Below are 25,480 nucleotides of genomic sequence, written 5' to 3' on the forward strand. Positions count from 1 at the left end.
GCATGTCCGCTCCCCTCACCCGCGACGCCGGCGGCACGACCGCCCGCTCGCGGCGCATCCCGATCTGGCTGGCGATCGTCGCCGCCTCGCTGCCGATGTTCATGGCCACCCTCGACAACCTCGTCGTCACCAGCGCGCTGCCCGTGATCGCCAAAGACCTCAGCGCCTCCATCGAAGAGCTCCAGTGGGTGGTCAACGCGTACACCCTCACCTTCGCGACGCTCATGCTGATGGCCGTCGGCCTCGGTGACCGGCTCGGCCGCCGCTCCGTCTTCCTCGGCGGCATCGCGATCTTCACGCTCGCCAGCGCGGCCGCAGCGCTCTCGACCGAGCCGTGGCAGCTCATCGGCGCCCGTGCGCTCCAGGGAGCCGGCGCTGCGGCCCTCCTGCCGCTGTCGCTGACCCTGCTCGCCGGCAGCGTCAGCGAGCGTCTGCGTCCCGCCGCCATCGGCATCTGGGGCGGCATCTCCGGCCTCGGCGTCGCGCTCGGCCCGCTCATCGGTGGTGCCGTGGTCGAGGGATGGAACTGGCAGGCCATCTTCTGGCTGAACGTCCCGCTCGGCGTGATCGCCGTCCCGCTGGTGCTCCTCGCCCTGCCGAACAGCTTCGGAGCACGCGTCCGCGCCGATGTCGTCGGCCTGCTGCTCGCCGCCCCCGGTGTGCTCGGGGTCGTCTGGGCGATCGTCCGCGGCAACGACGCGGGATGGGGCAGCGCCGAAGTCCTGATCCCCCTGATCGCCGGCGCGGCCCTGCTCGTGGCGTTCGTCTTCTGGGAGTCGCGCACGTCGGCGCCGCTGCTGCCGCTCCGGCTGTTCCGCGACCGCAGCTTCACGGTGGCGAACCTCGTCGGTGTGACGTTCAGCTTCGGCATCTTCGGGGCGATCTTCATCCTCATCCAGTTCCTCCAGGTCGTGCAGGGTCACACCCCGCTCGAGGCCGGTGTGATGACCATGCCGTGGACCCTCGCACCGATGGTCGTCGCTCCGCTCACCGGCCTGCTGTCGTCGCGGACCGGGACGCGCCTCCCGGTGGTCGTCGGCCTGACCCTGCTCGCGGTGTCGATGGGCTGGATCGCTCTGACGCTGTCGGCGACGCTGCCCTACTCGGAGATGTGGCCCCCGTTCCTCCTGGCCGGCATCGGCATGGGCCTCGTCTTCGCGCCCAGCTCGACCGCGGTCCTCGCCAACATGCGGCCGGCCGACCACGCCAAGGCGTCCGGCACGAACTCGACGCTCCGGGAGGTCGGGGTCGCCCTCGGCGTCGCCGTCCTGACCGCCGTGTTCACCGGCGCTGGCGGGACGCTCACTCCGACCGGATATGTGGATGCGGCGATCCCGGCCGTCTGGGTCGGCGCCGGGGTGCTCGGCGCCGCGGCTCTGATCTCGCTGGCTCTGCCGGGCCGCCGGGCAGCGGCCCGCGCCGCCGCCGCGCCGGAGTCGGCCGCCTCCGCCCTCGCTGACGCCGAGCCCATCCCCGTCCTCGCCGACTGACCACCACAGATTCGTGCCGAATGTGCGTTATCGCCCTGCGATAACGCACATTCGGCACGAATCGTCAGGGGGTCGCCGCCGTTAGGCTGGAGCGCGTGCGTATCGGCGTGATCGGAGCAGGAGCCATCGGCGGAACGATCGCGGCGCTCCTCGATCGCGTCGGCCACCTGGTCGAGGTGACGGCCCGCGGCGAGCAGCTGGCGGCCATCCGCGACGACGGCCTCCGGCTCGACGGCGACTGGGGCGTCCACACTGCGCGGGTCGCCGCCGCGGAGACCCTCCAGACCCGCCCGGAGCTGGCCCTCGTCACCACCAAGGCCCAGGATGCGCCCGCCGCGATCCGCGCCAACGCCGCCGTCCTCGATGGCATCACCGTCGTGATCGTGCAGAACGGCCTCGCCGGCCTCCGCGAGGCGGAGCAGCTGCTGCCCGGATCCGACTGCGTCGGCGCCCTCGCGCTATACGCCGCGAGCTACCTCTCCCCCGGCCGCGTCTCGGTCACGACGACCGCGAACACCTACCTCGGCGCCGGGGACGGCCCACCGCCCGCCGCCGCCGTCGAGGCCGCCCGCATCCTCGACGCCGCGATGCCCGCCTTCGCGATCGACAACTTCACCGGCGCCCAGTGGACGAAGCTCATGGTCAACCAGATCAACGCCCTCCCGGCCATCACCGGGCTGAGTGCGCAGCAGGTGCTCGGCGACCGGCGGTTGCGGCCCATCGTGACCGCGAGCCTCCAGGAGGCCACCCGCGTCGGCTACGCGCGCGGCGTGCGCTACGGGAGCATCCAGGGCCTCGACGATCGCATCCTCCGCGTGGTCGCGCGGGCTCCGCGCTGGGCCGCCCAGGCCGTCCCCCTGCTCATGAAGCGGAGGATGGGGTCGACGCCCAACCCGGGCTCGACGCTGCAGAGCATCCGCCGCGGTCAGCTCACCGAGATCGACTACCTGAACGGCGCCGTCGTCGACGAAGCCCGCACCGCCGGAGTCGATGCGCCGGTCAACGCGGCGATCACCGCGCTCGTGCACGAGGTTGAGCGCACCGGCGCCTTCCTCACGCCCGACCAGGCCGCCGAACGGATGCGTCCCCTGCTGGCCTGAAAAGCCGCCTCAGAGCGCGCGGTCGACCCGCAGCGGCAGCTCGGGCTCGGAGTCGTCGACCAGGTGGTCGGCATGGGCGAGCGGACGGGCATCGTCGAGGTACACGGTCTCCTGCAGCGCGTTCACGAGCAGGATGGAGGCGTTCCAGGCGTCACGCAGCGTCGGACGCAGGGCGAACTCCCCGTCGACGACGAGCACCGCATCCTGTCCGGCCGTCAGCCAGCGGGCCTCGACCGGCTGATCCCGCTCCTCGTCGAAGGCCGCGGTCTGGAACCCGGCGCTGCCGCCGAGGCGGAACGGATCGAGCAGCACGCGCCGCAGCGTCACGTAGTCGTAGGAGTCGCGGTAGTAGCTCTCCTCCGTCTCGGGGCCGAGGCGGGTGCGGTACGCCCGCGAGTTGTGGAAGTCCGCGAGCCGCGCCCGGAACGTGTCGGCACCGGACTCCCGGAACACCGCCGCGAGGTCGTCGGCGAACGGGCCTCCCACGGTTCCCCCGTCGACCACGACGATCACCCGCCCGACCGGCGAGACCGCACGGATGTCACCGACCAGCGAGCGCAGGAACACCACCCGCGGCGTCGGAGGAAGCATCATGCGACGAGCATAGGCCGTCGCACCGGTTAGCCTCGATGCATGCACGACTTCGCCGGGACGGTGGTGGATTGGTACCACGCCAACCGGCGCGACCTCCCGTGGCGACGCGACGGCTTCACCGCCTGGGGCACCCTCGTCAGCGAGTTCATGCTGCAGCAGACGCCGGTCTCCCGCGTCATCCCGCGCCTCGAGGAGTGGCTCACCCGCTGGCCGACCCCGGCCGCCCTCGCCGCTGTGCCGCCCGGCGAGGCGGTGCGCGCCTGGCAGTCGCTCGGCTACCCGCGCCGTGCCCTCTGGCTGCACGCGGCCGCCGTCGCGATCACCGAGCAGCACGACGGCGTGGTGCCGGAGGACGTGGATGCACTGCTCGCGCTCCCCGGCATCGGCGACTACACCGCACGTGCCGTCGCGGTCTTCGCCTACGGCAACCGGCACCCGGTGGTCGACACGAACATCCGCCGCGTCATCGCCCGGGCGATCGACGGGCAGGCGGAGCCCGGCCCGCCCGGCAAGCGCGACCTCGCCGCGATGGAGGCGCTGCTCCCGGAGGATCGGCCGGCCGCCGCGGCGTTCAACGCCGGGATGATGGAGCTCGGCGCGATCGTCTGCGTCGCCCGATCGCCCCGCTGCGACGAGTGCCCGGTCGCGTCGCGCTGTGCGTGGCGCCAGGCCGGCTACCCCGCGTACGACGGGCCGAAGAAGGCCGTGCAGAAGCGCTACGAGGGCAGTGACCGGCAGGTGCGCGGACGCATCCTCGCCGAGCTGCGGGCGTCGCACATCCCGGTGACCGCTGCCGAGCTCGAGACCGTGTGGCCGGATGCCGCCCAGCGCGACCGTGCGCTGGCCGGGCTGCTCGCCGACGGTCTCGCCGTCACGGCCGAGGGCGGGTACACGCTGCCGTAAGTCTGGTCGGACGTCAGCTCTCGGAGAAGACGAGCGGGTCCCAGTCCTGGATGCGCACCCGATACACCAGACCCTCCGTGACGAACGGGTCGCCCTCCAGGAAGCGCTCCGCCGCCTCCCGGCTGCGGAAGATCGCCATCGAGCCCTGCGTGGCCGGGTCGCCGAAGGTGCCGATCATCAGCACCTCGCCTCCCGCCGCGAACTCGTCGAGGTAGGCGCGGTGACGGGGGTACGTCTCGACGAGACGCTGGAAGTGCTCCGGAGACGCGTCCGGGTCGGCATCGTAGAACGTGACGGCGAACATGCCGTCAGCCTAGAGCCGACCCGGCGCGGCGGTCAGTGCTTGTCGTCCGCCTCGTCGGCGTCCTCGGTGTCGTCGTCTTCGGTGTCGTCGTCCTCGGTGTCGTCGAAGTCCTCGTCGTCGTCCTCGAACTCGCGGGGCTTGACGTACGGGTCCTCGTCGCCGGCGTAGTTCGCGCCGGCCGCGAGTCCCGCGACCTCTTCATCCCGCTGACGCGCCTCGCGGAGCAGGTTCTCGATCTGCGCGGCGTTCTCGGGGATCGCGTCGAGCTGGAACTCCAGCGTCGGCGTGAGCCGGGCGGTGATGTTCTTGCCGACCTCGCTGCGCAGCATGCCGGTGGCGGCCTTGAGAGCAGCAGCGCTGTCGTCGCGCTCCTGCTCAGTGCCGTACACCGTGTAGAACACTGTGGCGTGCTGCAGGTCACCGGTCACCTGGACGTCCGTGATCGTGACGAAGCCGAGGCGCGGGTCGCGGAGACCGCGATCGAGCCGCTTCGCGATGATCTCCTTGATCCTGTCCGCGAGCTTCCTCGCGCGTGCCGGGTCAGCCATGGTTGTGCTCCTTTCAGACAAGATGGCCGGTGGCGAAGCCACCGGCCATCTCTCGAATCAGACTCGAGGCTTCTCGCGAAGCTCGGTCGTCTCGATCTCGTCGCCGATCTGGATGTCGTTGTACTTCCCGAGACCGATACCGGCCTCGAAGTCCGTACGGACCTCGGTGACGTCGTCCTTGAACCGGCGCAGCGACTCGATGGCGAGGTTGTCCCCCACCACGACGCCGTCGCGGATGACCCGCGCCTTGGCGTTTCGCGTGATCGTCCCGGAGCGGACGATGACACCGGCGATGTTGCCGAACTTCGAGGAGCGGAACACCTCGCGGATCTCGGCGACACCGGACTGGACCTCTTCGAACTCGGGCTTGAGCATGCCCTTCAGCGAGTTCTCGATGTCCTCGATCGCGTTGTAGATGACCGAGTAGAAGCGCACATCCACACCCTCGCGGGCCGCACGCTCGCGCGCCTTCACGTCCGGGCGGACGTTGAAGCCGATCACGATCGCGTTGTCGATCGTCGCCAGGTCGATGTCCGACTCGGTGATCGCGCCGACGCCGCGGTGCAGGATGCGGAGGGAGACCGAATCGTCGACCTCGATCTTCATGAGCGACTCCTCCAGCGCCTCCACGGCACCGGACACGTCGCCCTTGATGATGAGGTTGAGCGCCTCGACCTTGCCCTCCTCCAGGGCCCGGGTGAAGTCCTCGAGCGAGATGCGCTTGCGGGCCTTCGCCAGCTGCGCGTTGCGCTCCGCGGCCTCACGCTTCTCGGCGATCTGGCGGGCGGTGCGGTCCTCCTCGGTGACGAGGAACACGTCACCGGCGCGCGGGACGCTGGAGAGACCCTGCACCTGGACCGGACGCGACGGGGCTGCCTCGAAGACGGCCTCGCCGTTCTCGTCGGCCATGGCACGCACGCGGCCGTAGGCGGTGCCTGCCACGATCGCGTCGCCCACCCGGAGCGTTCCGGACTGGATGAGCACGGTCGCCACGGCGCCGCGGCCCTTGTCGAGCTTCGCCTCGATGGCGACACCGCGGGCGTCCTTGTTCGGGTTGGCGCGGAGGTCGAGACCGGCGTCGGCGGTCAGCAGGACCGCGTCGAGCAGGTCCTGGATGCCGATGTCGTTGCGCGCGGACACGTCCACGAACATGACGTCGCCGCCGTACTCCTCCGCCACCAGGCCGAACTCGGTGAGCTGCTGGCGCACCTTGGCCGGGTTGGCCTCCGGCTTGTCGATCTTGTTCACCGCGACCACGATCGGCACGTTCGCCGCCTGAGCGTGGTTCAGCGCCTCGATGGTCTGCGGCATGATGCCGTCGTCCGCCGCGACCACGAGGATCGCGATGTCGGTGACCTGCGCACCACGGGCACGCATGGCGGTGAACGCCTCGTGACCCGGGGTGTCGATGAAGGTGATGGCACGCTCGATGCCCTCGTGCTCCGTCCACACCTGGTACGCACCGATGTGCTGGGTGATGCCGCCGGCCTCGCCCGCGACGACGTTCGCGTTGCGGATGGCGTCGAGGAGGCGCGTCTTACCGTGGTCGACGTGACCCATGACGGTGACGACCGGGGGACGGATCTCGAGGTCCTCGTCGGACTCGCCGGCGAGCTCGCCGTCGAGGTCGATGTCGAAGCCCTCCAGGAGCTCCTTGTCCTCGTCCTCGGGCGAGACGACCTGGATCTTGTAGCCGAGCTCCTCGCCGAGCACCTCGAAGGTGGCCTCATCGAGCGACTCGGTCGCGGTCGCCATCTCGCCCAGGTGGAAGAGGACGGTGACCAGCGACGCGGGGTTCGCGTCGATCTTGTCGGCGAAGTCCGAGATGGACGAGCCGCGACGCAGTCGGATGACGGTGTCGCCGTTGCCGCGGGGAACGGTCACGCCGCCCAGCGACGGGGCCTCCCGCATCTCGAATTCCTGACGCTTCGCGCGCTTCGACTTGCGGGCCTTGCTCTTGCCGCCACCGCGGCCGAACGCACCGGCCGTGCCGCCGCCCGGTCCACGACCACGACCGCCGCCGCCACCGGGGCGCGGGCCGCCGAAGCCGCCGCCGGGACGCTGGAAGCCGCCGCCTGCGCCTGCTCCCGCACCGCCACCGGTGCCGGGGCGCTGCTGGAAGCCGGGACGACCGCCGCCGCCCTGACGCGGGCCGGGACGGTTCCCGCCACCCTGACCGGGTGCGCCGATGCGCGGGGCACCGGGACGCGGCGGGGTCGGACGCGGGATGTTGCCGGGCGAGGGACGCTGTCCCATGCCCTGCGACGACGAGAACGGGTTGTTGCCCGGACGCGGCGTGCGCTGGCCCATGCCCTGGTTCGACGAGTACGGGTTGTTGCCGGGGCGCGGGGCGCTCGGGCGCGGGATGCCACCGCCGCCGGGGCGGGGTGCGGAGCTCGGCTTGACGGCGTCCGGGGTCGCCGGGGCGCCTGCGGCGGGCGTGCTCGAAGCAGCCTTCTCCGCCGCCTTCTCAGCGGCCTTCTCGGCGGCGGCCTTCTCGGCCGCGGCCTGACGCTCGGCGACCGACATCGGCGCCTGCGGCTTGGGCCCGGCATCCGTCTCGGTCGCGGCGGCGGGCGCCTGCGGCGGACGCGGAGCGGCCGGACGCGGCGCCTGGGACGGCGCCTTCGGGGCGGTAGCGGTCGCCTTCTCGGCGGACGGCTTCGCACCCTCGGCCTCCAGCGCGGCACGCAGCTTGCGTGCTACCGGGGGCTCGATGCTCGAGGACGGTCCCTTGACGAACTCGCCCATCTCCTTGAGCTTCGCGAGCGCGACCTTGCTGTCGACGCCGAGCTCGCTCGCGACCTCATGTACGCGTGGTTTTGCAGCCACAATTCTCCTGTCTGGGCCCACCCCAGACAGGGGCAGGCGTTAATAGCGGACGGATCTCATTTCGAGACACTCATCGGTTGTCACTCATGTGAAGTCAACTTCTTCAGCCTGTTCTAATGAATTGCGACCGGATGGTCGCGGTGTCGAGCGTCCCCTCCACCCGAAGCGCCCGCCCGAAGGCCCGGCGCTTCAGTGCGAGTTCGAGACACTCCTCGACCGGATGCAGCCACGCACCTCGCCCCGGCCGGGTGGCGGACGGGTCCACCACGAGTTCCGAATCCTGGGCGACGATCCTCAGAAGAGAGGACCGGGGAGCGCGAGAACGGCATCCGACGCACGTTCTGACGGGTTCCATCCTACTCCTCCCGACGGCACGCGCCGAACGGACAGGAACCCGCGCCATCAATAACGCTGTGGAATGCAACCGCATTCCAACCGGCCGAACTCAATCGCGGTCGAGGATCGAATCGGGCTGGATGCTGTGCTTGTGCGCCTGCGGCGACCGTGGCGCCACGGCTCCGCCGCGTCGGCACGGCGCGAAGATCGACAGACGAACTCAATCGCGGTCGAGGATCGAATCGGGCTGGATGTCGATCTTCGCGCCCGTGAGCTTCGCGGCGAGACGCGCGTTCTGACCCTCCTTGCCGATCGCGAGCGACAGCTGGTAGTCGGGCACGAGCGCGCGGACGGCCTTGAGCGACTCGTCGATGACGAACGCACTGGTCACCTTCGCCGGCGACAGCGCACTCGACACGAACGTCGCGAGGTCCGGCGAGTAGTCGACGATGTCGATCTTCTCGTTGTTGAGCTCCGCGGTCACCGCGCGGACGCGCTGACCCAGCTCGCCGATGCACGCGCCCTTGGCGTTCACTCCCGGCTCGGTCGCCCGGACCGCCATCTTCGTGCGGTGCCCGGCCTCGCGCGCGAGCGAGACGATCTCGACGACGCCGCTGGCGATCTCCGGGACCTCCAGCGCGAACAGCTTCCGGACGAGCGCCGGGTGCGTGCGCGACACGGTGATCGACGGACCCTTCGGCCCCTTGGTGACGCTCGTGACGTAGACGCGGATGCGCGAACCGTGCGTGTACTCCTCGCCCGGCACCTGCTCCTCCGGCGGGAGGATGGCCTCCACCGTTCCCAGGTCGACGTGGATCATGCGCGGGTTCGGGCCCTGCTGGATGACGCCGGCGACGATGTCGCCCTCGCGTCCGCGGAACTCGCCGAGCACGGCGTCGTCCGCGATGTCGCGCAGCCGCTGGTTGATCACCTGCTTGGCCGCGAAGGCCGCGATGCGGCCGAAGTCGCTCGGGCTGTCCTCGGCCTCGCCGATGACGTTGCCTTCTTCGTCGCGCTCGGGCACGTAAACCGTGACATGCCCCGTCTTGCGGTCCAGGTGCACCCGTGCGGCCGGCGGCTGGTCGCTGTGACCGTGGCGGTGATCGGCCTGGTTCGTGTGCTTCAGGTAGGCGGTCAGGATGGCCTGTTCGATGATCTGCACCAGTTCATCGAAGGGGATCTCCTTCTCGCGCTCCATGAGACGCAAGACGCTGAGGTCGATGTCCATGCCGGCCTCCTCTATTCAGATCTCGCCGCCGCGTGACGGCGCGGCGGACTCAGTCCTCTACGGTACCCGAGATTCCCGAACGCGTGAACGCCGCGTACCGTTCACGCCATGACCTCCCCCAGCCGCGTCGCCTCCCGGGTCGAACGCCATCCGCTCGTGCGCGGCCTCGCCCGGGTCGGCCTCGCCGCCATCGGCATCCTGCACATCCTGATCGGCGTCATCGCGCTGGCCGTCGCGTTCGGATCGGGCGGGGATGCCGACCAGTCGGGTGCCCTGCAGGCGCTCGTCGCCGTGCCGGGCGGCCTCTTCGTGCTGTGGGCCGTGATCGTCGGGCTCATCTTCCTGGCGGCCTGGCAGATCCTGCAGGCGATCACGGCGCACAAGCCGGGCCAGAAGGTGACGGAGGTCGCCAAGTGCGTCGTGTACGCCGCCCTCGCCGGTATCGCGATCTCCATCGCGTCCGGCGGCCGGCAGGATGCGTCCACCTCCGAGAAGTCGATGAGCGCGAAGCTGCTGGCGATGCCCGGCGGAGTCTTCCTCCTCGCCGGCATCGGGGTCGCGATCGTGGTCGTCGGCGTCGTCTTCGCCGTGAACGGGCTGACCCACAAGTTCGAGCGCGACCTGCGCCTCCCGCCGAACCGCTGGGCGACCGTCACGACGACGCTGGGCCGCGTCGGCTACGTCTCCAAGGGCGTCGCCCTGGTGATCGTCGGCGGTCTGGTCGTCTTCGGCGCCTTCACGTCCGACCCCGAGAAGGCGGGCGGACTCGACGGCAGCCTGAAGGCGCTCACCGAGGTCCCGTTCGGCGTCGTCCTCCTCATCCTCATCGCGCTCGGCCTGATCGCGTACGGCGTCTTCTGGTGCGTGCGCGCGTACGCGTCCCGCCTCGCCGAGCCGTGATCGGCAGAGGCTCCTACTCGTCCGCCGCCCCGGCGAACTGCGCGTTGTAGAGCGAGTAATACGCTCCGCCGCGCGCCAACAGTTCGGCGTGCGTGCCCTGCTCGACGATCCGGCCCGCCTCCATCACCAGGATGAGGTCGGCGTCGCGGATCGTGGAGAGCCTGTGCGCGATGACGAACGACGTCCGGTCCGCCCGCAGCGCGCTCATCGCCTTCTGCACGAGCAGCTCGGTGCGGGTGTCCACGGACGAGGTCGCCTCGTCGAGGATGAGCACGCTCGGCCGCGCGAGGAAGGCCCGCGCGATCGTGAGCAGCTGCTTCTCCCCCGCCGAGATGTTCGACCCCTCGTCGTCGAGGATGGTGTCGTAGCCGTCGGGCAGCGAGTGGACGAAGCGGTCGACGTAGGTCGCGCGCGCCGCATCCAGCACCTCCTCCTCTGTCGCGTCCGGGCGGCCGTAGAGGATGTTGTCGCGGATGGTGCCCTTGAACAGCCAGGTGTCCTGCAACACCATCCCCATCCGGCTCCGCAGGTCGTGCCGGCTCATCGACGCGATGTCGACGCCGTCGAGGGTGATGCGTCCGCCGTCCAGCTCGTAGAAGCGCATCATCAGGTTCACGAGCGTGGTCTTGCCGGCGCCCGTCGGTCCGACGATCGCCACGCTCTGCCCGGGCTGGGCCACCAGCGACAGGTCCTCGATCAGCGGGGTGTCCTCCACGTAGCGGAACGAGACGTCCTCGAACGTCAGGAGGCCCTTGGTGCCGGCTGGACTCTCCGGCTCGCGCGGGTCGGGCGACTGCTCGTCGGCGTCCAGCAGCTCGAACACGCGCTCGGCGCTCGCGACACCCGACTGCAGCAGGTTCGCCATCGACCCGAGCTGGGTGAGCGGCTGCGTGAACTGACGGGAGTACTGGATGAACGCCGTCACGTCACCGAGCTGCATCGCGCCGTTCGCCACCTGCAGTCCACCCACCACCGCGATGGCGACGTACATCAGGTTCCCGACGAACATCATCGCCGGCATGATGATGCCCGAGATGAACTGGGCGCCGAAGCTCGCCCGGTACATCTCCTGGTTCTTCTCGCGGAACCGGGCCTCGACCTCGCGGTGGCGGCCGAACAGCTTGACCAGGGAGTGGCCGGTGAACGCCTCCTCGATCTGGCCGTTCAGCTCGCCGGTGTGCCGCCACTGGGCGACGAACAGCTTCTGCGAGCGCTTCGCGATGACCGTCGTGATGACCAGGGTCAGCGGGATGGTGATGAGCGCGATCAGCGCGAGGAGCGGCGAGATGACGAACATCAGCACGACCACTCCGACGACCGTCAGAAGGGACGTCAGCAGCTGGCTCATCGTCTGCTGCAGCGACTGCGAGATGTTGTCGATGTCGTTGGTGACCCGGCTGAGCAGCTCGCCCCGCTGCATCCCGTCGAAGTACTTCAGCGGGAGACGGTGCAGCTTGTCCTCCACATCCGAGCGCAGACGGTAGACCGTGCGCTGCGTGACGCCGTTGAGCACGTACGCCTGCAGGTAGCTGAACACCGACGACAGGATGTACAGCGCGAGCACCCACAGCAGGGTCTGGCCGACCGCGGTGAAGTCGATGCCGGCGCCGGGCGTGAAGGTCGTGCCGGAGAGCAGGTCGGCGTACTGGTTCTGGCCCTGCGCCCGCAGGCCGGCGATGACCTGCGCCTGGGTCTCGCCCTTCGGGAACTGCAGGGAGAGGGCGCCGGCGAACACCAGGTTGATCGCGTTGCCGAGCAGCTTGGGCCCGAGCACCGCGAACGTCACGGACACCACCGCGAGCAGCGTCACCGCGGCGAGCGGCAGCCACTCCGGGCGGAGGCGGCCGAGCAGGCGCTTCGCACTCGGGCCGAAGTTCATCGACTTCTGGACGGGCATGCCGAAACCGGCGAACGGTCCTCCCCCGCCGGGTCCGCGCCGGATCGGAGGGCCGGCCGGCCGCTCGGGGGTTGTCGTCTTGTCGCTCATCCCGCTTCTCCCTATGCCGCATCCTGAGCCGCGAGCTGCGACGAGACGATCTCGGCGTAGGTCTCGTTGCTCTCGAGGAGTTCGTCGTGCGTCCCGCGACCGACCACGCGGCCGTCGTCGAGGACGATGATCTGGTCGGCATCCACGATGGTGGACACCCGCTGGGCGACCACGATCCTGGTCGCGTCGGTCACATCCCGCGCGAGCGCCGCACGGAGCCGTGCGTCGGTCGCGGTGTCGAGCGCGGAGAAGGAGTCGTCGAAGACGAAGATCTCCGGCTTCCTGACCAGTGCGCGAGCGATCGCGAGCCTCTGCCGCTGACCACCCGAGACGTTGGTGCCGCCCTGTGCGATCGGCGCGTCGAGACCCTCCGGCATCGCCTCGACGAAGTCGCGCGCCTGCGCCACCTCGAGCGCGTGCCAGAGCTCGTCGTCGGTCGCATCCGGATTGCCGTACCGCAGGTTCGACGCCACCGTGCCCGAGAACAGGTAGGGGCGCTGCGGCACGATCCCGATGCGGGACCACAGCACCTCCGGGTCGAGGTCGGCCACATCCACACCGTCGACCAGCACGATCCCGCTCGTCGCATCGAACAGGCGCGGGATCAGGTTCACCAGCGTCGTCTTGCCTGCGCCGGTGCTGCCGATGATGGCGGTCGTCCGCCCCGCCTCGGCGAGGAAGGTGATGTCGGTGAGCACGGGATGCTCGGCTCCCGGGTACGAGAAGCCGACGTCGACGAACTCCACCGTTCCGTGCGTCTCCACCTCTGTGACCGGGGTGTCGGACGCGCGAACGGACGGCTCCGTGCCGAGCACCTCGCCGATGCGGTCGGCGCACACCGACGCGCGCGGCACGAGAACGGCCATCATCGTCGACATCATCACGCCCATGAGGATCTGCATGAGGTACTGCAGGAACGCCGTGAGCGTGCCCACCTGGAGGGTGCCGTCCTGCACGCGGAAGGAGCCGAACCAGATCACGGCGACGCTCGACACGTTGAGCACGAGCATCACGATCGGGAACATCAGCGCGAACAACCGGCCCGCCTTCAGCGCCGTCTCCGTCACCTGGTCGTTCGCCACCCGGAACCGGTCGGTCTCGACGCGTTCGCGCACGAACGCGCGCACCACGCGGAGGCCGGTCAGCTGCTCGCGGAGCACGCGGTTGACGCGGTCGATCCTGTCCTGCATGCGTCGGAACAGCGGCACCATGCGCGCGATGATGATGCTCACCGCGACCAGCAGTGCCGGCACGCTCACAGCGATGAGCCACGACAGGTCGATGTCCTGCTGCATCGCCAGTACGATGCCGCCGACCGCGAGGATGGGCGCCGAGACGAGCAGCGTGCACGTCATCATCACCAGCATCTGCACCTGCTGGACGTCGTTGGTGTTGCGGGTGATCAGCGAGGGCGCGCCGAAGGACGACACCTCGCGCTCGGAGAACTCCCCGACCCGGTGGAAGATCGCCTCGCGCAGGTCGCGTCCGACCAGCATCGCGACCTTGGCGCCGAAGTAGACGGCGGTGATGGCGCAGGCGACCTGCACCAGCGTCACGCCGAGCATTTCGGCGCCGACGGCCATGATGTAGCCGGTGTCGCCCTTGGCGATGCCGTTGTCGGTGATGTCGGCGTTCAGGGTCGGCAGCCACAGCGAGAGCAGCGATTGCGCCAGCTGGAAGACGATCACCCCGATCAGGAGCGGCCAGTGCGGCCGGAGGAACCGGCCGAGCAGTCTCAGGAGCATGATGCCTCCGTGTCGGATGACGGGAAGAGAACGTGGGGCGAGGTCCCGGCGACGCCGACCAGCGTCATCCGGGCGAGGTCGTCGATGCTGAACTCGATGCCCTCGTTGAGCGCGGGGAACGCGGAGGAGAAGCTGATCAGCCGCAGCAGGTGAGCGACGCGCTCCGGCGGCCAGTTGAGCTCACCGGCCTCCGGCTCCAGGATCTGGGCGATGATGCGGGCGAACTCCCCGCGCTCCTGCGGCACGGGCGGACGCTGTGCGCCGATGACCGGCATGATCCGCATGACGCTCTGGAAGCGCTCACGCAGCAGGTACAGGATCGCGCGCATCTTGTTCTCCAGCGGGAGCGCGGGGTCGATGCTGCGGAGCGCCTCGCGCAGCGGCTCCGGATCGAGGTACTTCTCGATCGCCGCCTGCACGAGCGTCTCCTTGTCACCGAAGGCGCGGAAGATGGTGCCCTCGGCGATGCCGGCGGCCTCGGCGATCTGGCGTGACGTCATTCCGCGCCCGTGCTCGAGCAGCAGCGGGATGACCGCGTCGATGATCATCGCCTTACGGTCGTCCACCGCCATCGGCTGCGCGCGCGAGCGCGGCTGGGATTCTGTCGCTGCGTCGTTCGTCACGCGGCGACTCTACCCGGAGTGAGTGCTCACTCACAAGGCTTTCGTAGGCGATTTCAGCCCGCCGGAGCGAAGATCTCCCCGATCCCGGCGACCTCCTCCGCCGTCGGCTTCCACGCGGTGGCCGCCTCGGCATTGGCGACGATCTGCTCCGGCTTCGTCGCTCCCGCGATGACGCTCGACAGTCCCGGCTGAGCGAGCAGCCAGGCGAAGGTCGCCGCGAGCATCGTGACCCCGCGCTCGTCGCAGAACGCCTGGTAGCGCTCGATCCTGTCCCACGGCGCCTCGTCCAGCAGGTGACGACGGAGGTGCATGATCCGACTGTCGGCGGGGCCGCCCTGGCGCGTGAACTTGCCCGTGAACAGGCCGTTGTAGAGCGGGAAGAACGGCAGGAAGCCCAGGCCGTAGCGGTTCACGGCCGGGAGGACCTCCCGCTCGACATCACGCGCGAGAAGACTGTACTCGTTCTGCGCCGAGATGAACTTCGGATGCCCGCTGAGGCGAGCGGTGAACTCCGCCTCGGCGATCTGCCACCCCGACAGGTTGGAGTGCCCGATGTAGCGGATCTTGCCCTCGGTGATCAGGTCGTCCAGCGTCGCGAGGGTCTCCTCGATGGGCGTCACCGGGTCGGGACGGTGCAGCTGGTAGAGGTCGATCCAATCGGTGCGGAGCCGGCGGAGCGAGCTCTCGACCGCGAGGCGGATGTAGCGGCGGGAGGCGCGCGCATCCCAGTCGGGCCCGTTGAGACCGGCCATGTCCATCCCGAACTTCGTGGCGAGGACGATGCGGTCGCGCTTGCCTTCGAGCGACTTGCCCATCAGCGTCTCGGACAGCCCGCGTTCGGAGCCGTAGATGTCGGCGGTGTCGAACAGCGTGACGCCGGCGTCGATCGCGGCGCCGATCACCGCGTCGGTGCCCTCCTGGGTCTCGGTGAGCGTGTCCTTTCGGCCGAAGTTGTTGCAGCCGAGACCGATCGTGGAGACGACGAGGCCGGAGGGGCCGAGAGTACGGTATTCGATGTTCGCCATGCCTCGAGTCTAGGCAGGGCGCAGGACGGCTGCGGATGCGATGGCGACGGGGTGAAACCGTCCACAGGCTGAGACCGGAGCGAGTTATCCCCCGATGTCCGATTCCCGCGAGTGCGCGTCGGTGGCGCGCCCTAGAGTCGTCCCATGAGCAGTTCCTTCGCCTATCTCCTCCGCACCACGAGCCCCATCGGGCGGCTCGAACTGACCAGTGACGGCACGGCCGTCACGTCCCTCTCCATCGAACGGTCGGGGCATCTCCCGCTCGAAGACCATCCCGAACGCAGCACGCCGGTGCTCGATGACTCGGCCGCGCAGCTGGAGGAGTACTTCTCCGGGTCGCGGCGCGCGTTCGACGTCCCGGTCCGGCTGCAGGGCACCCCGTTCCGCCAGGCGGTGTGGGAGAGGCTGTCGTCGCTCGAGTTCGGCACGTTCGTGTCGTACGGCGAGCTCGGCGCCTCGCTCGGCCATGCGGGTTATGGCCGCGCGATCGGCGGGGCGGTCGGCGCGAACCCGGTGCCGATCATCGTGGGCTGCCATCGCGTGCTCTCCTCCAGCGGTCGCGTGACCGGGTACAGCGGTGGCGACGGCATCCCTACCAAGATCTGGCTCCTCGAGCACGAGGGGATCCTGCTGGCCGCATGAGCGACACGACGACGACCCCCGCCCGCTCCGCTCTCGTGGTCGGCGAGGACGGCATCGCCCGATGCTCCTGGTCGGCGAGCGACCCGGAGTACCGCCGCTACCACGACGAGGAGTGGGGCACCCCGCAGCACGACCCGCGAGCGCTCTACGAGAAGCTCTGCCTGGAAGGATTCCAGGCCGGCCTCTCGTGGATCACCATCCTGCGGCGACGGCCGGCATTCCGCGAGGACTTCCTCGGCTTCGTCCCCGAGAAGGTCGCCGCCATGACGGAGGCCGACGTGCAGCGCCTGCTGCAGGACGAACGGATCATCCGTCATCGCGGCAAGATCGAGGCGACCATCTCGAACGCGCGCGCCGTGCTGCAGCTCGACGTGCCGCTCGAAGAGCTCATGTGGAGCTTCGCCCCCGAGCCGCGTGCCGATCACCGGCCACGGGAATGGGGCGAGATCCCCGCCGTGACGGCCGAGTCGACTGCGCTCAGCAAGGAGCTTCGGCGCCGGGGATTCCGATTCGTGGGCCCGACCACGATGTACGCGCTCATGCAGGCGACGGGTATGGTCGACGACCATTTCGAAGGCTGCTTCCGCGCGGCGTGAGCGATGCAGGCGCGGTCGAGGAACTCGAGAGAGGACCGAGAGAGTCGGGCCGACGGCGGATATGGACTCCGACACCGGATTCTCGCTGGTGAGGGCGTACCGCTCGTGCCCGACCGCAGGCGGAATCTTGGTGCCTCACACTCCGGCGAAGGAAACGACGCATGGGGATGACGCGTCGGCCACCACACGTCGGCCCGACTTGTTGAGACGGTGACACACAACCAGTGCGCGCACGCCTCGGATCAGTTGATCCTCTCTCTTGGTTGTGAGCTTATCTCACTTTTCACTCCTGCACCACTGAAAGTTGGCCGGGAGTGTCGTCAGATCCGCAGCGCCGCCATGAGCTTGCCGGGAGCACCGCGCACCTCCGGGACGACGAGCTCCAGGTCGCGGGAGCCATCCCCCGCGGGCCGCAGCTCGTACCCCTCGGCGTACGCCCAGTCCAGAAGCGACGCGGTCGTCTCCAACCCCGCTCCCGCCTCGATCAGAGCGCGCGTCAGCAGACCCTTCGCCTGCTTGTTGAAGTGGTTCAGCGCACGGACATGGCCCGACTCGTCGCGAGCGAGCACGCGCACGTAGTGGGCGCCGTCGCGCTCGGGAAGCGGCGCCAGGGCCGCATAGCCCTCGGAGCGGAGATCGAGCAGGAGGTCGTTCCGCTCCGCCAGAGCCGCGGCCCCCGCCTGCGACCACCGCTTCTTCAGCGACGCCGCGCCACGATGCAGCGACAGGCGCGAGTCGAACGACAGCCGGTACGCCGGCACCGGATCGCCCGCACCGACCAGACCGAGCAACGCCGACTGCACAGCGACCGTCTCTGCGGCGACCTCCCAGTCCGCAGAGGAGAGCGATTCCGCATCGAGCGCGTCGTACAGGACGCCGGTGTAACGCTCCAGCGCCCGCATGGTGGGAGCCGACGGGATGCCACGGTTCCGCTCCACTTCGCCGGCCTGCTTGGGCCCCAGCTTGAGCGCGCGGATCGCCGCATCGTGGTCCGCAGCGAGCTCGACCACCGCATCCACCACCTCGCGGCGGACAGGGTTCAGTGAGGGGAAGCGCAACCGCTCCACGGCGAGCGGAGACCCCGCTCCCCCGTCCCTCTTCGTCTCGGAGGGCGGGAGCAGGATGAGCACGCTAGCCCTCCACGAAGTTCAGTGCCGTATTGACGTTCTCGCCCAGCGGCGCCGCAGTGTCCAGGGTCACCCGGGGCAGCGTGCCGCACGCGCCGCGCCACTCGTCGTACTCGTCGGTACTCTGCTCGACGGCGTACGCCGCGACCAGACCGCTGCGCTTGCCGAGCCGCTCCTCGTGGAGCTCCGGGTCGGAGCACACCGTCTCGATCACGCGGAGCTTCACGTCGCACCGCTCCGCCAGATCGCGCCACTGCAGACGCGCCGGCTCCACGGCGTTCACGGCGTCGACGACGACAGAATGGCCCGAGAGCAGCACCTGCTCCGCCATGGTCTCTGCCACCAGATAGGCCGCGAGCCCGGTCGGCTGGTCGGAATCGATCCCCGCACGAATGATCGACGCCTCGATCGGATCCACCGAGATCACCGTCGCGCCCATGCGCCCGGCCAGGATCTCCGCGATGGTGGACTTCCCGGAACCAGGAAGCCCCGCCATCGCCACCAGCATCGGGACGCGGACGTCTCCGAACTGGCGCTCCAGCGGGGCTCCCTGCTGCCCGGACATGTCAGACCAGCTCGGCCTGACGGGCCACGATGGTGACCGTGTTGTTCTCGACGGAGAGGAAGCCGTCATCGGCGTTGGCCGTGATCGACTCGCCCCCATTCAGGGTCACGCGCACCTCGCCCTGCGCAAGGATGGCCAGCAGCGGCTCGTGGCCGGGCAGGATACCGATCTGCCCTTCCACGGTGCGCGCGACGACCATGCTCGCCTCGCCCGACCACACTTCGTGGTCGGCGGCGACGACGCTGACGTTGAGGACAGCCATTGTTAGCCGTTCTCCTTCTGAATCTGCGCCCACTTCTCCTCGACGTCGGAGATCGGTCCGACGTTGAAGAAGGCCTGCTCGGCCACGTGGTCGAACTCGCCCTTGGCGATCGCGTCGAACGACTCGATGGTGTCCTTCAGCGGGACGGTCGAGCCCTCCACGCCGGTGAACTTCTTCGCCATGTAGGTGTTCTGCGAGAGGAACTGCTGGATCCGGCGCGCACGCGACACCGTGATCTTGTCCTCCTCCGACAGCTCGTCGACACCGAGGATCGCGATGATCTCCTGCAGCTCCTTGTTCTTCTGCAGGATCTGCTTGACCGTCGTGGCCACGCGGTAGTGGTCCTCACCCAGGTAGCGGGGGTCGAGGATGCGCGAGGTCGAGGTCAGCGGGTCGACCGCCGGGTACAGACCCTTCGACGCGATCTCACGCGAGAGCTCGGTCGTGGCGTCGAGGTGGGCGAACGTGGTCGCCGGCGCCGGGTCGGTGTAGTCGTCGGCCGGCACGTAGATCGCCTGCAGCGAGGTGATCGAGTGACCGCGGGTCGAGGTGATGCGCTCCTGGAGCTGACCCATCTCGTCGGCGAGGTTCGGCTGGTAACCCACGGCCGACGGCATACGGCCGAGCAGCGTGGACACCTCGGAACCGGCCTGCGTGAACCGGAAGATGTTGTCGATGAAGAGCAGCACGTCCTGGTTCTGCACGTCGCGGAAGTACTCCGCCATCGTCAGAGCGGACAGGGCGACGCGCAGACGCGTCCCCGGCGGCTCGTCCATCTGGCCGAAGACGAGCGCGGTCTTGTCGAAGACGCCCGCCTCCTCCATCTCGTGGATGAGGTCGTTGCCCTCACGGGTGCGCTCGCCGACACCGGCGAACACCGACACACCACCGTGATCCTGCGCCACACGCTGGATCATCTCCTGGATGAGGACGGTCTTGCCGACACCGGCGCCGCCGAACAGGCCGATCTTTCCACCCTGGACGTACGGGGTGAGCAGGTCGATGACCTTGATGCCGGTCTCGAACAGCTGGGTCTTGGACTCGAGCTGGTCGAACGCGGGCGGGTTGCGGTGGATGGGCCAGCGCTCGGTGATCTCGACCTTCTCGCCCGGCTCGAGGTTCAGGATGTCACCGGTGACGTTGAACACCTTGCCCTTGGTCACGTCGCCGACGGGCACGCTGATGGGAGCACCGGTGTCGCGCACCTCGCCGCCGCGGACCAGGCCGTCGGTCGGCTTCAGTGCGATCGCGCGCACCAGGTCGTCGCCGAGGTGCTGAGCGACCTCGAGCGTGATCTCGGTCGACTCCTCGCCGATCGTGATCGTGGTCTTCAGGGCGTTGTAGATGCCCGGGATCGCATCGTGCGGGAACTCGATGTCGACGACCGGACCGGTCACGCGGGCAATTCGTCCCACACCGGCCGGCTGCGCGGTCGAAGCCTGGGCTTCGGCGGTAGCGGTAGTCATGATTGTTATCTCTCTCGTTGGACGATCAGTGGGACGAGCTCAGCGCATCCGCGCCGCCGACGATCTCGGAGATCTGCTGAGTGATCTCCGCCTGACGGGCGTTGTTGGCCAGACGCGTGTAGTCGGTGATGAGCTTGTCGGCGTTGTCGCTCGCAGCCTTCATGGCCTTCTGCGTCGCGGCGTGCTTGGAGGCGGCCGACTGCAGCATCGCGTTGAAGATGCGGCTCTCGATGTAGACGGGGAGCAGCGAGTCGAGCACCGTCCCCACATCCGGCTCGAACTCGTAGAGCGGCAGGACCTGCGTGCGGTCCGGCTCCTCCACGCCCTCGACGACCTCCAGCGGCAGCAGGCGGACGACCTGCGGCTCCTGGGTCAGCATGCTGATGAAGCGGTTGTAGATGATGTGGATCTCGTCCACACCGCCGTCGGACGCATCGCGCAGGAAGGACTCCAGGATCGCGTCGGCGATCTCCTTGGCCTGCTCGAACTCCGGGGCATCCGTGTTGCCGGTCCACACCCGCTCAAACGCACGGCGGCGGAAGCTGAAATAGCCCTGCGCCTTGCGGCCGACGAGGAAGTACACGACCTCCTTGCCCTGGCTGCGCAGCAGCTCCGCGAGCTTCTCGGACTCCTTGAGCACGTTCGAGTTGAACGCGCCCGCGAGACCGCGGTCGGAGGAGAAGATGACGATCGCGGCGCGCTCGATCTTCTCCGGCTCGGTGGTCAGGACGTGGTCGACGTTCGAGTACGTCGCCACCGCCGACACCGCGCGCGTGATCGCGCGGGCGTACGGCGAGCTGGCGGCGACCCGCGCCTGCGCCTTCTGGATGCGGGAGGCGGAGATCAGCTCCATCGCACGGGTGATCTTCTTGGTCGTCTGGGCAGATCTGATCTTCTGCCGGTAGACCCGAAGCTGTGCTCCCATGTCTCTCCTTGTTACCTAGTCTCTCAGGGCCTCAGCGCTCAGCGCCGGGCCTTGACGATGCGCTCCTGGTCGACCTCGTCCTCGTCGATGGCCTGGAACTCCTCGCGTCCGACCGAGGCGAGCGGCTTGCCCTCACCGGTCTGGAACTCGAGCTTGAAGTTGTCCACCTCGGAGTCGAGCTTCGCGACCGTGTCGTCGTCGAGGACGTTGGTGTCGCGCAGCGTGTCGAGGATGTCGGTGTTCCGGCGCAGGTGGTCGAGCAGCTCGGCCTCGAAGCGCAGGACGTCCTCGACGGCGACCTCGTCCAGCTTGCCGTTGGTGCCGGCCCAGATCGAGACGACCTGCTCCTCCACCGGGAACGGCGAGTACTGCGGCTGCTTCAGCAGCTCGGTGAGGCGGGCGCCGCGTGCCAGCTGACGGCGGCTCGCCGCGTCGAGGTCGGACGCGAACATCGCGAACGCCTCGAGCGAGCGGTACTGCGCCAGCTCGAGCTTGAGCGTGCCGGAGACCTTCTTGATGGACTTGACCTGGGCGTCGCCACCGACTCGCGAGACCGAGATGCCGACGTCGACCGCAGGGCGCTGGTTGGCGTTGAAGAGGTCGGACTGCAGGAAGATCTGGCCGTCGGTGATCGAGATCACGTTGGTCGGGATGTACGCCGAGACGTCGTTCGCCTTGGTCTCGATGATCGGCAGACCGGTCATCGAGCCGGCGCCCAGCTCGTCGGAGAGCTTGGCGCAGCGCTCCAGCAGGCGGGAGTGCAGGTAGAAGACGTCACCCGGGTAGGCCTCACGTCCCGGCGGACGACGGAGAAGCAGCGACACGGCGCGGTACGCCTCGGCCTGCTTGGACAGGTCGTCGAAGACGATGAGGACGTGCTTGCCGCCGTACATCCAGTGCTGACCGATGGCCGAGCCGGTGTAGGGGGCGAGGTACTTGAAGCCGGCCGGGTCGGAGGCGGGGGCCGCGACGATGGTGGTGTACTCCATCGCGCCGGCGTCCTCGAGCGCGCCCTTCACCGAGGCGATGGTCGAGCCCTTCTGACCGATGGCGACGTAGATGCAGCGGACCTGCTTGTTGACGTCGCCCGACTCCCAGTTGGCCTTCTGGTTGATGATCGTGTCGATCGCGATGGCCGTCTTGCCGGTCTGGCGGTCGCCGATGATCAGCTGGCGCTGTCCGCGGCCGACCGGGATCATCGCGTCGATGGCCTTGATACCGGTCTGCAGCGGCTCGTGCACCGACTTGCGCTGCATGACGCCGGGCGCCTGGAGCTCGAGCTCGCGGCGGCCCTCGCTGGCGATCTCGCCGAGACCGTCGATCGGGTTGCCGAGCGGGTCGACGACGCGACCGAGGTAGCCGTCGCCGACGGGGACGGAGAGGACCTCGCCGGTGCGGGTCACCTCCATGCCCTCGACGATGTGGTCGAACTCGCCGAGCACGACGACACCGACCTCGTTCTCGTCGAGGTTCTGAGCGAGGCCCAGCGTGCCGTCCGCGAAGCGGATGAGCTCGTTGGCCATCACGCTCGGGAGGCCCTCGACGTGCGCGATGCCGTCGGAGGCGTCGAGGACGTGGCCGATCTCGGTCGCCTGTGCGGACGCCGGCTCGTACGTGTTGACGAAGTCCTTGAGCGCGTCGCGGATGTCGTCGGGGCTGATCTGTGTGTCTGCCATAGTGATTCCTATCTTGAGGCGGTCAGCCCGCCAGCTGAAGCCGGAGTTCGGCCAGACGCGACGCGATGCTTCCATCGATGACGTCGTCACCGATCTGCACGCGCAATCCGCCGATGATCGAGGGGTCGACGACCTGGTTGATCCTGAGGTCGCCGTAGGAGGCGCTGAGCACCGTGCGCAGGCGCTCGGCCTGGGCCTCGGGGAGCGCGGACGCGGCGTAGACCGTCGCGATGGTCTGCCCGGACTGGGCGGCCACCATGCGCGCGGCCGCACGGAGCGACTCGCGGACGCTGCGGCCGCGGGGCTGGGCGACGAGCTGGCGCACGATGGCGACGGTCTCCTTCGACGCTTTTCCGCCGAGCAGGCGCTCGACCAGCGCGACCTTGGAGTCGGCCGAGGCGAGCTTGCTGCGCAGCGCGAGCTCGAGGCTCGCGTCGGAGGTCACGGCGCCTCCGAAGGTCAGCAGCTCGGCGACGATGTCGACGTTCCGGGGCGCGGAGCCGGCGATCGCGCGGATCCCGAGCTCCTCGATCGCCCCGAGCAGGTCGTCGTGCGACGACCAGCGCTGAGCGGCGATCACGGTGAGCAGCTCGACGGCCGGAGCCGACAGCGAGGCGAAGACGCGCTTCACGAGCACCGTCTTGCCCTCCGCCGGGACCGTCGGGTCGCCGAGGACCGCCCGCAGCTGGGCCGAGTCGGCGACGACTCGCCCTGCGCTGAACAGGTCCTCAGCCGTCGCCAGATCGGCCTTGGACCCCAGGTCGGCGAGAGCCGAGACGGAGTTGGCCAATGCTTCTCTGGTGGCGCTTCCCATCAGTTGCCCGATCCTGCCTTCTGGTCGGCCTGAGCCTTCTCGTCGGCCTCGAGGTCCGCCAGGAAGCGGTCCACGATCGCCTGTGCTCGCTTGTCCTCATCGAGGGCCTCACGCACGACGGTCGACGCGAGGTCGATCGCCAGCGAGCCCACCTCGCCGCGCAGCTGGACGAGCGCCGTCTGGCGCTCCGCCTCGAGCTGCGCCTGCGCCTGGGCGGTCACACGCGCGGCCTCCGTGGCAGCGGCCTCGCGGGCCTCCGCGACGATCTTCTGACCGTCGGCACGGGCGGTCTCGCGGATCTTGCCCGCCTCCGCACGCGCCTCGGCGAGCTGGGCGGTGTACTCCTCCAGCAGGGCTTCGGCCTTGCGCTGCGCCTCGTCGGCCTTCTCGATGTTGCCCTCGATCGCCTCTGCGCGCTCATCCAGCAGCTTCTTCATACGCGGAAGCACGAGCTTCCAGAAGAAGAACAGGATGATCAGGAAGCAGAGAAGCGCGCCGATGATGTCCGGCCACTCCGGGATCAGCGGGTTGTGCGACCCCTCTGAGGCTGCGATCACCACACTCTTGAGCATGGTTCCTCCTTACTGAGGGAAAAGAGGATTACTGGAAGATGAAGTAGGTAGCGATACCGATGAACGCGAGCGCCTCGGTGAATGCGATACCGATGTACATCAGGACCTGGAGGCGGCCGGCCAGCTCAGGCTGACGAGCGACGCCCTCGATGGTCTTGCCGACGACGATGCCCACGCCGATGGCCGGGCCGATGGCCGCGAGGCCGTAACCGACGGTGGCGATGTTGCCGTTGATTGCAGCGATGTCCACGTTGTGTGTTTCCTTCCGTGATGGCGATCCGTGCGGGTGCGCGGATCGTTCTTAGTGTTCCTCGGCGACTGCCAGCTGGATGTAGACAGCGGTGAGCAGTGCGAAGACGTAGGCCTGCAGGACTGCGACCAGGATCTCGAAGACGGTAAATGCGAAGCCGAAGGCGAAGGTGCCGACGCCGAACAGCGACCACCAGCCGCCCGCCGTGAAGAAGAAGAACTCCGTGGCGAGGAAGAACAGGACGAGCAGCAGGTGCCCGACGACCATGTTCATCAGGAGTCGCAGCGTCAGGGTGATCGGACGCAGGATGAAGGTCGAGACGAACTCGATCGGCGTCACGATGATGTAGAGGAACCACGGAACGCCGGGCGGGAAGAGCGCGTTCTTGAAGAAGTTCTTCGGGCTCTTCTTGACGCCCGCGTAGATGAAGGCGATGTACGCGACGATCGCGAGCAGCAGCGGCACGGCGATGACCGACGTGCCGGCGATGTTGAGGAACGGGATGATGCCGGTGATGTTGAAGAACAGCACCATGAAGAAGATGGTGGTCAGCAGCGGCAGGAACCGGCGGCCGTCCTTCTTGCCGAGCAGGTCTTCCGCGATGTTGACGCGCACGAAGTCGAGACCCATCTCGACGACCGACTGGAAGCGGCCGGGGATGAGGCGCATCCGGCGGGTGCCGAGCCAGAAGATGAGGATCAGCGCGATGGTCGCGAGAGCGCGGACCACGAAGATGCGGTTGAACTCGAGGTCACCGATCGTGAACAGGGTCGGGGGGAAGAACTCGTTGATCGAGGGACCCTGGAAGCTTCCATCATCGGAGCTTGCGGCCTGGACCAGCAGGTTCACAGCGTTAGCTAACAGCGCTATCTCCTGTTTCGGGGCGTCGAGCTGAAACAGCTCTCGCGACGACGAACGGTGGGACACCCTGCACTTCTCGCGACCTCAGAGTTTCTCGGGCGCGAACGGG

Annotated in this window: 26 protein-coding genes; 6 read left to right on the forward strand and 20 right to left on the reverse strand. The window is 68.7% G+C overall.

The features are described 5' to 3' along the window. Nucleotides 1-2 precede the first annotated feature (2 nt). Together H284_RS0103755 and H284_RS0103760 are read left to right on the forward strand one after the other, a co-directional pair. Nucleotides 3-1,490 (forward strand): DHA2 family efflux MFS transporter permease subunit, encoded by a 1,488-nt coding sequence (locus tag H284_RS0103755; RefSeq protein ID WP_018190371.1) that lies wholly within the window; start codon nucleotides 3-5, stop codon nucleotides 1,488-1,490. Nucleotides 1,491-1,585: 95 nt separating this feature from the next. Next, nucleotides 1,586-2,590, forward strand: coding sequence for a ketopantoate reductase family protein (locus H284_RS0103760; protein WP_020075209.1), 1,005 nt, complete (start codon nucleotides 1,586-1,588; stop codon nucleotides 2,588-2,590). Nucleotides 2,591-2,599: 9 nt separating this feature from the next. Here the strand turns inward: H284_RS0103760 and H284_RS0103765 are convergent, their stop codons facing one another. Beyond that, on the reverse strand, nucleotides 2,600-3,184 hold the full coding sequence (locus H284_RS0103765; protein ID WP_020075210.1) for a nucleoside/nucleotide kinase family protein: 585 nt from the start codon (nucleotides 3,182-3,184) through the stop codon (nucleotides 2,600-2,602). A gap of 39 nt (nucleotides 3,185-3,223) precedes the next feature. On the opposite strand from H284_RS0103765, the gene H284_RS0103770 reads away from it, so the two are divergent. Then, nucleotides 3,224-4,087: an iron-sulfur binding domain-containing protein gene (locus H284_RS0103770; RefSeq protein WP_020075211.1), complete on the forward strand. Its 864-nt coding sequence runs from the start codon at nucleotides 3,224-3,226 to the stop codon at nucleotides 4,085-4,087. Between the two features lie 13 nt (nucleotides 4,088-4,100). On the opposite strand, the gene H284_RS0103775 is transcribed toward H284_RS0103770, so the two are convergent. The 5 genes from H284_RS0103775 to nusA all read right to left on the reverse strand — a co-directional run bounded on the left by H284_RS0103775 (nucleotide 4,101) and on the right by nusA (nucleotide 9,335). Next, nucleotides 4,101-4,391, reverse strand: a complete 291-nt coding sequence (locus H284_RS0103775; protein WP_020075212.1) for a YciI family protein — start codon at nucleotides 4,389-4,391, stop codon at nucleotides 4,101-4,103. 32 nt (nucleotides 4,392-4,423) lie between these two features. Continuing rightward, nucleotides 4,424-4,939, reverse strand: a complete 516-nt coding sequence (rbfA, locus tag H284_RS0103780; RefSeq protein WP_020075213.1) for a 30S ribosome-binding factor RbfA — start codon at nucleotides 4,937-4,939, stop codon at nucleotides 4,424-4,426. A 57-nt stretch (nucleotides 4,940-4,996) separates the two neighbouring features. After that, the gene (gene infB / locus H284_RS0103785; RefSeq protein ID WP_020075214.1) at nucleotides 4,997-7,771 is read right to left on the reverse strand and encodes a translation initiation factor IF-2; all 2,775 of its coding nucleotides are present in this window, start codon (nucleotides 7,769-7,771) and stop codon (nucleotides 4,997-4,999) included. Between the two features lie 103 nt (nucleotides 7,772-7,874). Further along, nucleotides 7,875-8,201 carry a YlxR family protein gene (locus tag H284_RS20670; protein ID WP_353597353.1) on the reverse strand — a complete coding sequence of 109 codons (327 nt, stop codon included), beginning with the start codon at nucleotides 8,199-8,201 and terminating at the stop codon, nucleotides 7,875-7,877. Between the two features lie 126 nt (nucleotides 8,202-8,327). Beyond that, a complete protein-coding gene (gene nusA / locus H284_RS0103790; RefSeq protein WP_018190364.1) occupies nucleotides 8,328-9,335 on the reverse strand; it encodes a transcription termination factor NusA in 1,008 nt (335 codons plus the stop codon). 108 nt (nucleotides 9,336-9,443) lie between these two features. Between nusA and H284_RS0103795 the strand changes: the two genes are divergently transcribed. Then, the gene (locus H284_RS0103795) at nucleotides 9,444-10,235 is read left to right on the forward strand and encodes a DUF1206 domain-containing protein (RefSeq protein ID WP_020075215.1); all 792 of its coding nucleotides are present in this window, start codon (nucleotides 9,444-9,446) and stop codon (nucleotides 10,233-10,235) included. A 13-nt stretch (nucleotides 10,236-10,248) separates the two neighbouring features. Here H284_RS0103795 and H284_RS0103800 read toward each other — a convergent pair whose 3' ends face one another. The 4 genes from H284_RS0103800 to H284_RS0103815 are packed head-to-tail and all read right to left on the reverse strand — an operon-like array spanning nucleotide 10,249 to nucleotide 15,615. Beyond that, on the reverse strand, nucleotides 10,249-12,222 hold the full coding sequence (locus H284_RS0103800) for an ABC transporter ATP-binding protein (RefSeq protein WP_020075216.1): 1,974 nt from the start codon (nucleotides 12,220-12,222) through the stop codon (nucleotides 10,249-10,251). 11 nt (nucleotides 12,223-12,233) lie between these two features. Further along, the gene (locus H284_RS0103805) at nucleotides 12,234-13,967 is read right to left on the reverse strand and encodes an ABC transporter ATP-binding protein (protein ID WP_020075217.1); all 1,734 of its coding nucleotides are present in this window, start codon (nucleotides 13,965-13,967) and stop codon (nucleotides 12,234-12,236) included. Then, the gene (locus H284_RS0103810) at nucleotides 13,958-14,590 is read right to left on the reverse strand and encodes a TetR/AcrR family transcriptional regulator (protein ID WP_231371062.1); all 633 of its coding nucleotides are present in this window, start codon (nucleotides 14,588-14,590) and stop codon (nucleotides 13,958-13,960) included. The genes H284_RS0103805 and H284_RS0103810 overlap by 10 nt, the downstream gene beginning before the upstream one ends. Nucleotides 14,591-14,643: 53 nt before the next feature. Beyond that, on the reverse strand, nucleotides 14,644-15,615 hold the full coding sequence (locus H284_RS0103815; protein WP_020075218.1) for an aldo/keto reductase: 972 nt from the start codon (nucleotides 15,613-15,615) through the stop codon (nucleotides 14,644-14,646). A gap of 144 nt (nucleotides 15,616-15,759) precedes the next feature. Here H284_RS0103815 and H284_RS0103820 point away from each other — a divergent pair, with 144 nt between their 5' ends. Beyond that, nucleotides 15,760-16,257: a methylated-DNA--[protein]-cysteine S-methyltransferase gene (locus H284_RS0103820; RefSeq protein WP_020075219.1), complete on the forward strand. Its 498-nt coding sequence runs from the start codon at nucleotides 15,760-15,762 to the stop codon at nucleotides 16,255-16,257. After that, nucleotides 16,254-16,853, forward strand: a complete 600-nt coding sequence (locus H284_RS0103825; protein ID WP_020075220.1) for a DNA-3-methyladenine glycosylase I — start codon at nucleotides 16,254-16,256, stop codon at nucleotides 16,851-16,853. The genes H284_RS0103820 and H284_RS0103825 overlap by 4 nt, the downstream gene beginning before the upstream one ends. Nucleotides 16,854-17,173: 320 nt before the next feature. On the opposite strand, the gene H284_RS0103830 is transcribed toward H284_RS0103825, so the two are convergent. The 10 genes from H284_RS0103830 to atpB are packed head-to-tail and all read right to left on the reverse strand — an operon-like array spanning nucleotide 17,174 to nucleotide 25,359. Beyond that, entirely contained in the window at nucleotides 17,174-17,983 is an 810-nt protein-coding gene (locus H284_RS0103830) for a YaaA family protein (RefSeq protein WP_020075221.1), read from the reverse strand. 1 nt (nucleotide 17,984) lies between these two features. Next, nucleotides 17,985-18,545, reverse strand: a complete 561-nt coding sequence (locus H284_RS0103835) for a P-loop nucleotide/nucleoside kinase family protein (RefSeq protein WP_018190355.1) — start codon at nucleotides 18,543-18,545, stop codon at nucleotides 17,985-17,987. A 1-nt stretch (nucleotide 18,546) separates the two neighbouring features. Next, entirely contained in the window at nucleotides 18,547-18,807 is a 261-nt protein-coding gene (locus H284_RS0103840) for a F0F1 ATP synthase subunit epsilon (RefSeq protein ID WP_018190354.1), read from the reverse strand. Nucleotides 18,808-18,809: 2 nt separating this feature from the next. Further along, nucleotides 18,810-20,273 (reverse strand): F0F1 ATP synthase subunit beta, encoded by a 1,464-nt coding sequence (gene atpD, locus H284_RS0103845; RefSeq protein WP_026307115.1) that lies wholly within the window; start codon nucleotides 20,271-20,273, stop codon nucleotides 18,810-18,812. Nucleotides 20,274-20,298: 25 nt separating this feature from the next. Next, on the reverse strand, nucleotides 20,299-21,198 hold the full coding sequence (locus H284_RS0103850; protein ID WP_018190352.1) for a F0F1 ATP synthase subunit gamma: 900 nt from the start codon (nucleotides 21,196-21,198) through the stop codon (nucleotides 20,299-20,301). A 38-nt stretch (nucleotides 21,199-21,236) separates the two neighbouring features. Beyond that, nucleotides 21,237-22,874, reverse strand: a complete 1,638-nt coding sequence (gene atpA, locus H284_RS0103855) for a F0F1 ATP synthase subunit alpha (protein ID WP_020075222.1) — start codon at nucleotides 22,872-22,874, stop codon at nucleotides 21,237-21,239. Between the two features lie 22 nt (nucleotides 22,875-22,896). Next, the gene (locus H284_RS0103860; RefSeq protein WP_026307114.1) at nucleotides 22,897-23,688 is read right to left on the reverse strand and encodes a F0F1 ATP synthase subunit delta; all 792 of its coding nucleotides are present in this window, start codon (nucleotides 23,686-23,688) and stop codon (nucleotides 22,897-22,899) included. Beyond that, complete coding sequence (locus H284_RS0103865) at nucleotides 23,688-24,260, reverse strand: F0F1 ATP synthase subunit B (RefSeq protein WP_018190349.1); 573 nt, start codon at nucleotides 24,258-24,260, stop codon at nucleotides 23,688-23,690. The genes H284_RS0103860 and H284_RS0103865 overlap by 1 nt, the downstream gene beginning before the upstream one ends. Before the next feature lie 28 nt (nucleotides 24,261-24,288). Then, nucleotides 24,289-24,510, reverse strand: a complete 222-nt coding sequence (gene atpE, locus H284_RS0103870) for an ATP synthase F0 subunit C (protein WP_018190348.1) — start codon at nucleotides 24,508-24,510, stop codon at nucleotides 24,289-24,291. Between the two features lie 51 nt (nucleotides 24,511-24,561). Beyond that, nucleotides 24,562-25,359, reverse strand: coding sequence for a F0F1 ATP synthase subunit A (gene atpB / locus H284_RS0103875; RefSeq protein WP_018190347.1), 798 nt, complete (start codon nucleotides 25,357-25,359; stop codon nucleotides 24,562-24,564). Between the last annotated feature and the right edge of the window lie 121 nt (nucleotides 25,360-25,480).

The sequence above is a fragment of the Cryocola sp. 340MFSha3.1 genome (genome assembly GCF_000383315.1).
In the GTDB taxonomy this organism is placed as follows: Bacteria; Actinomycetota; Actinomycetes; order Actinomycetales; family Microbacteriaceae; genus Leifsonia.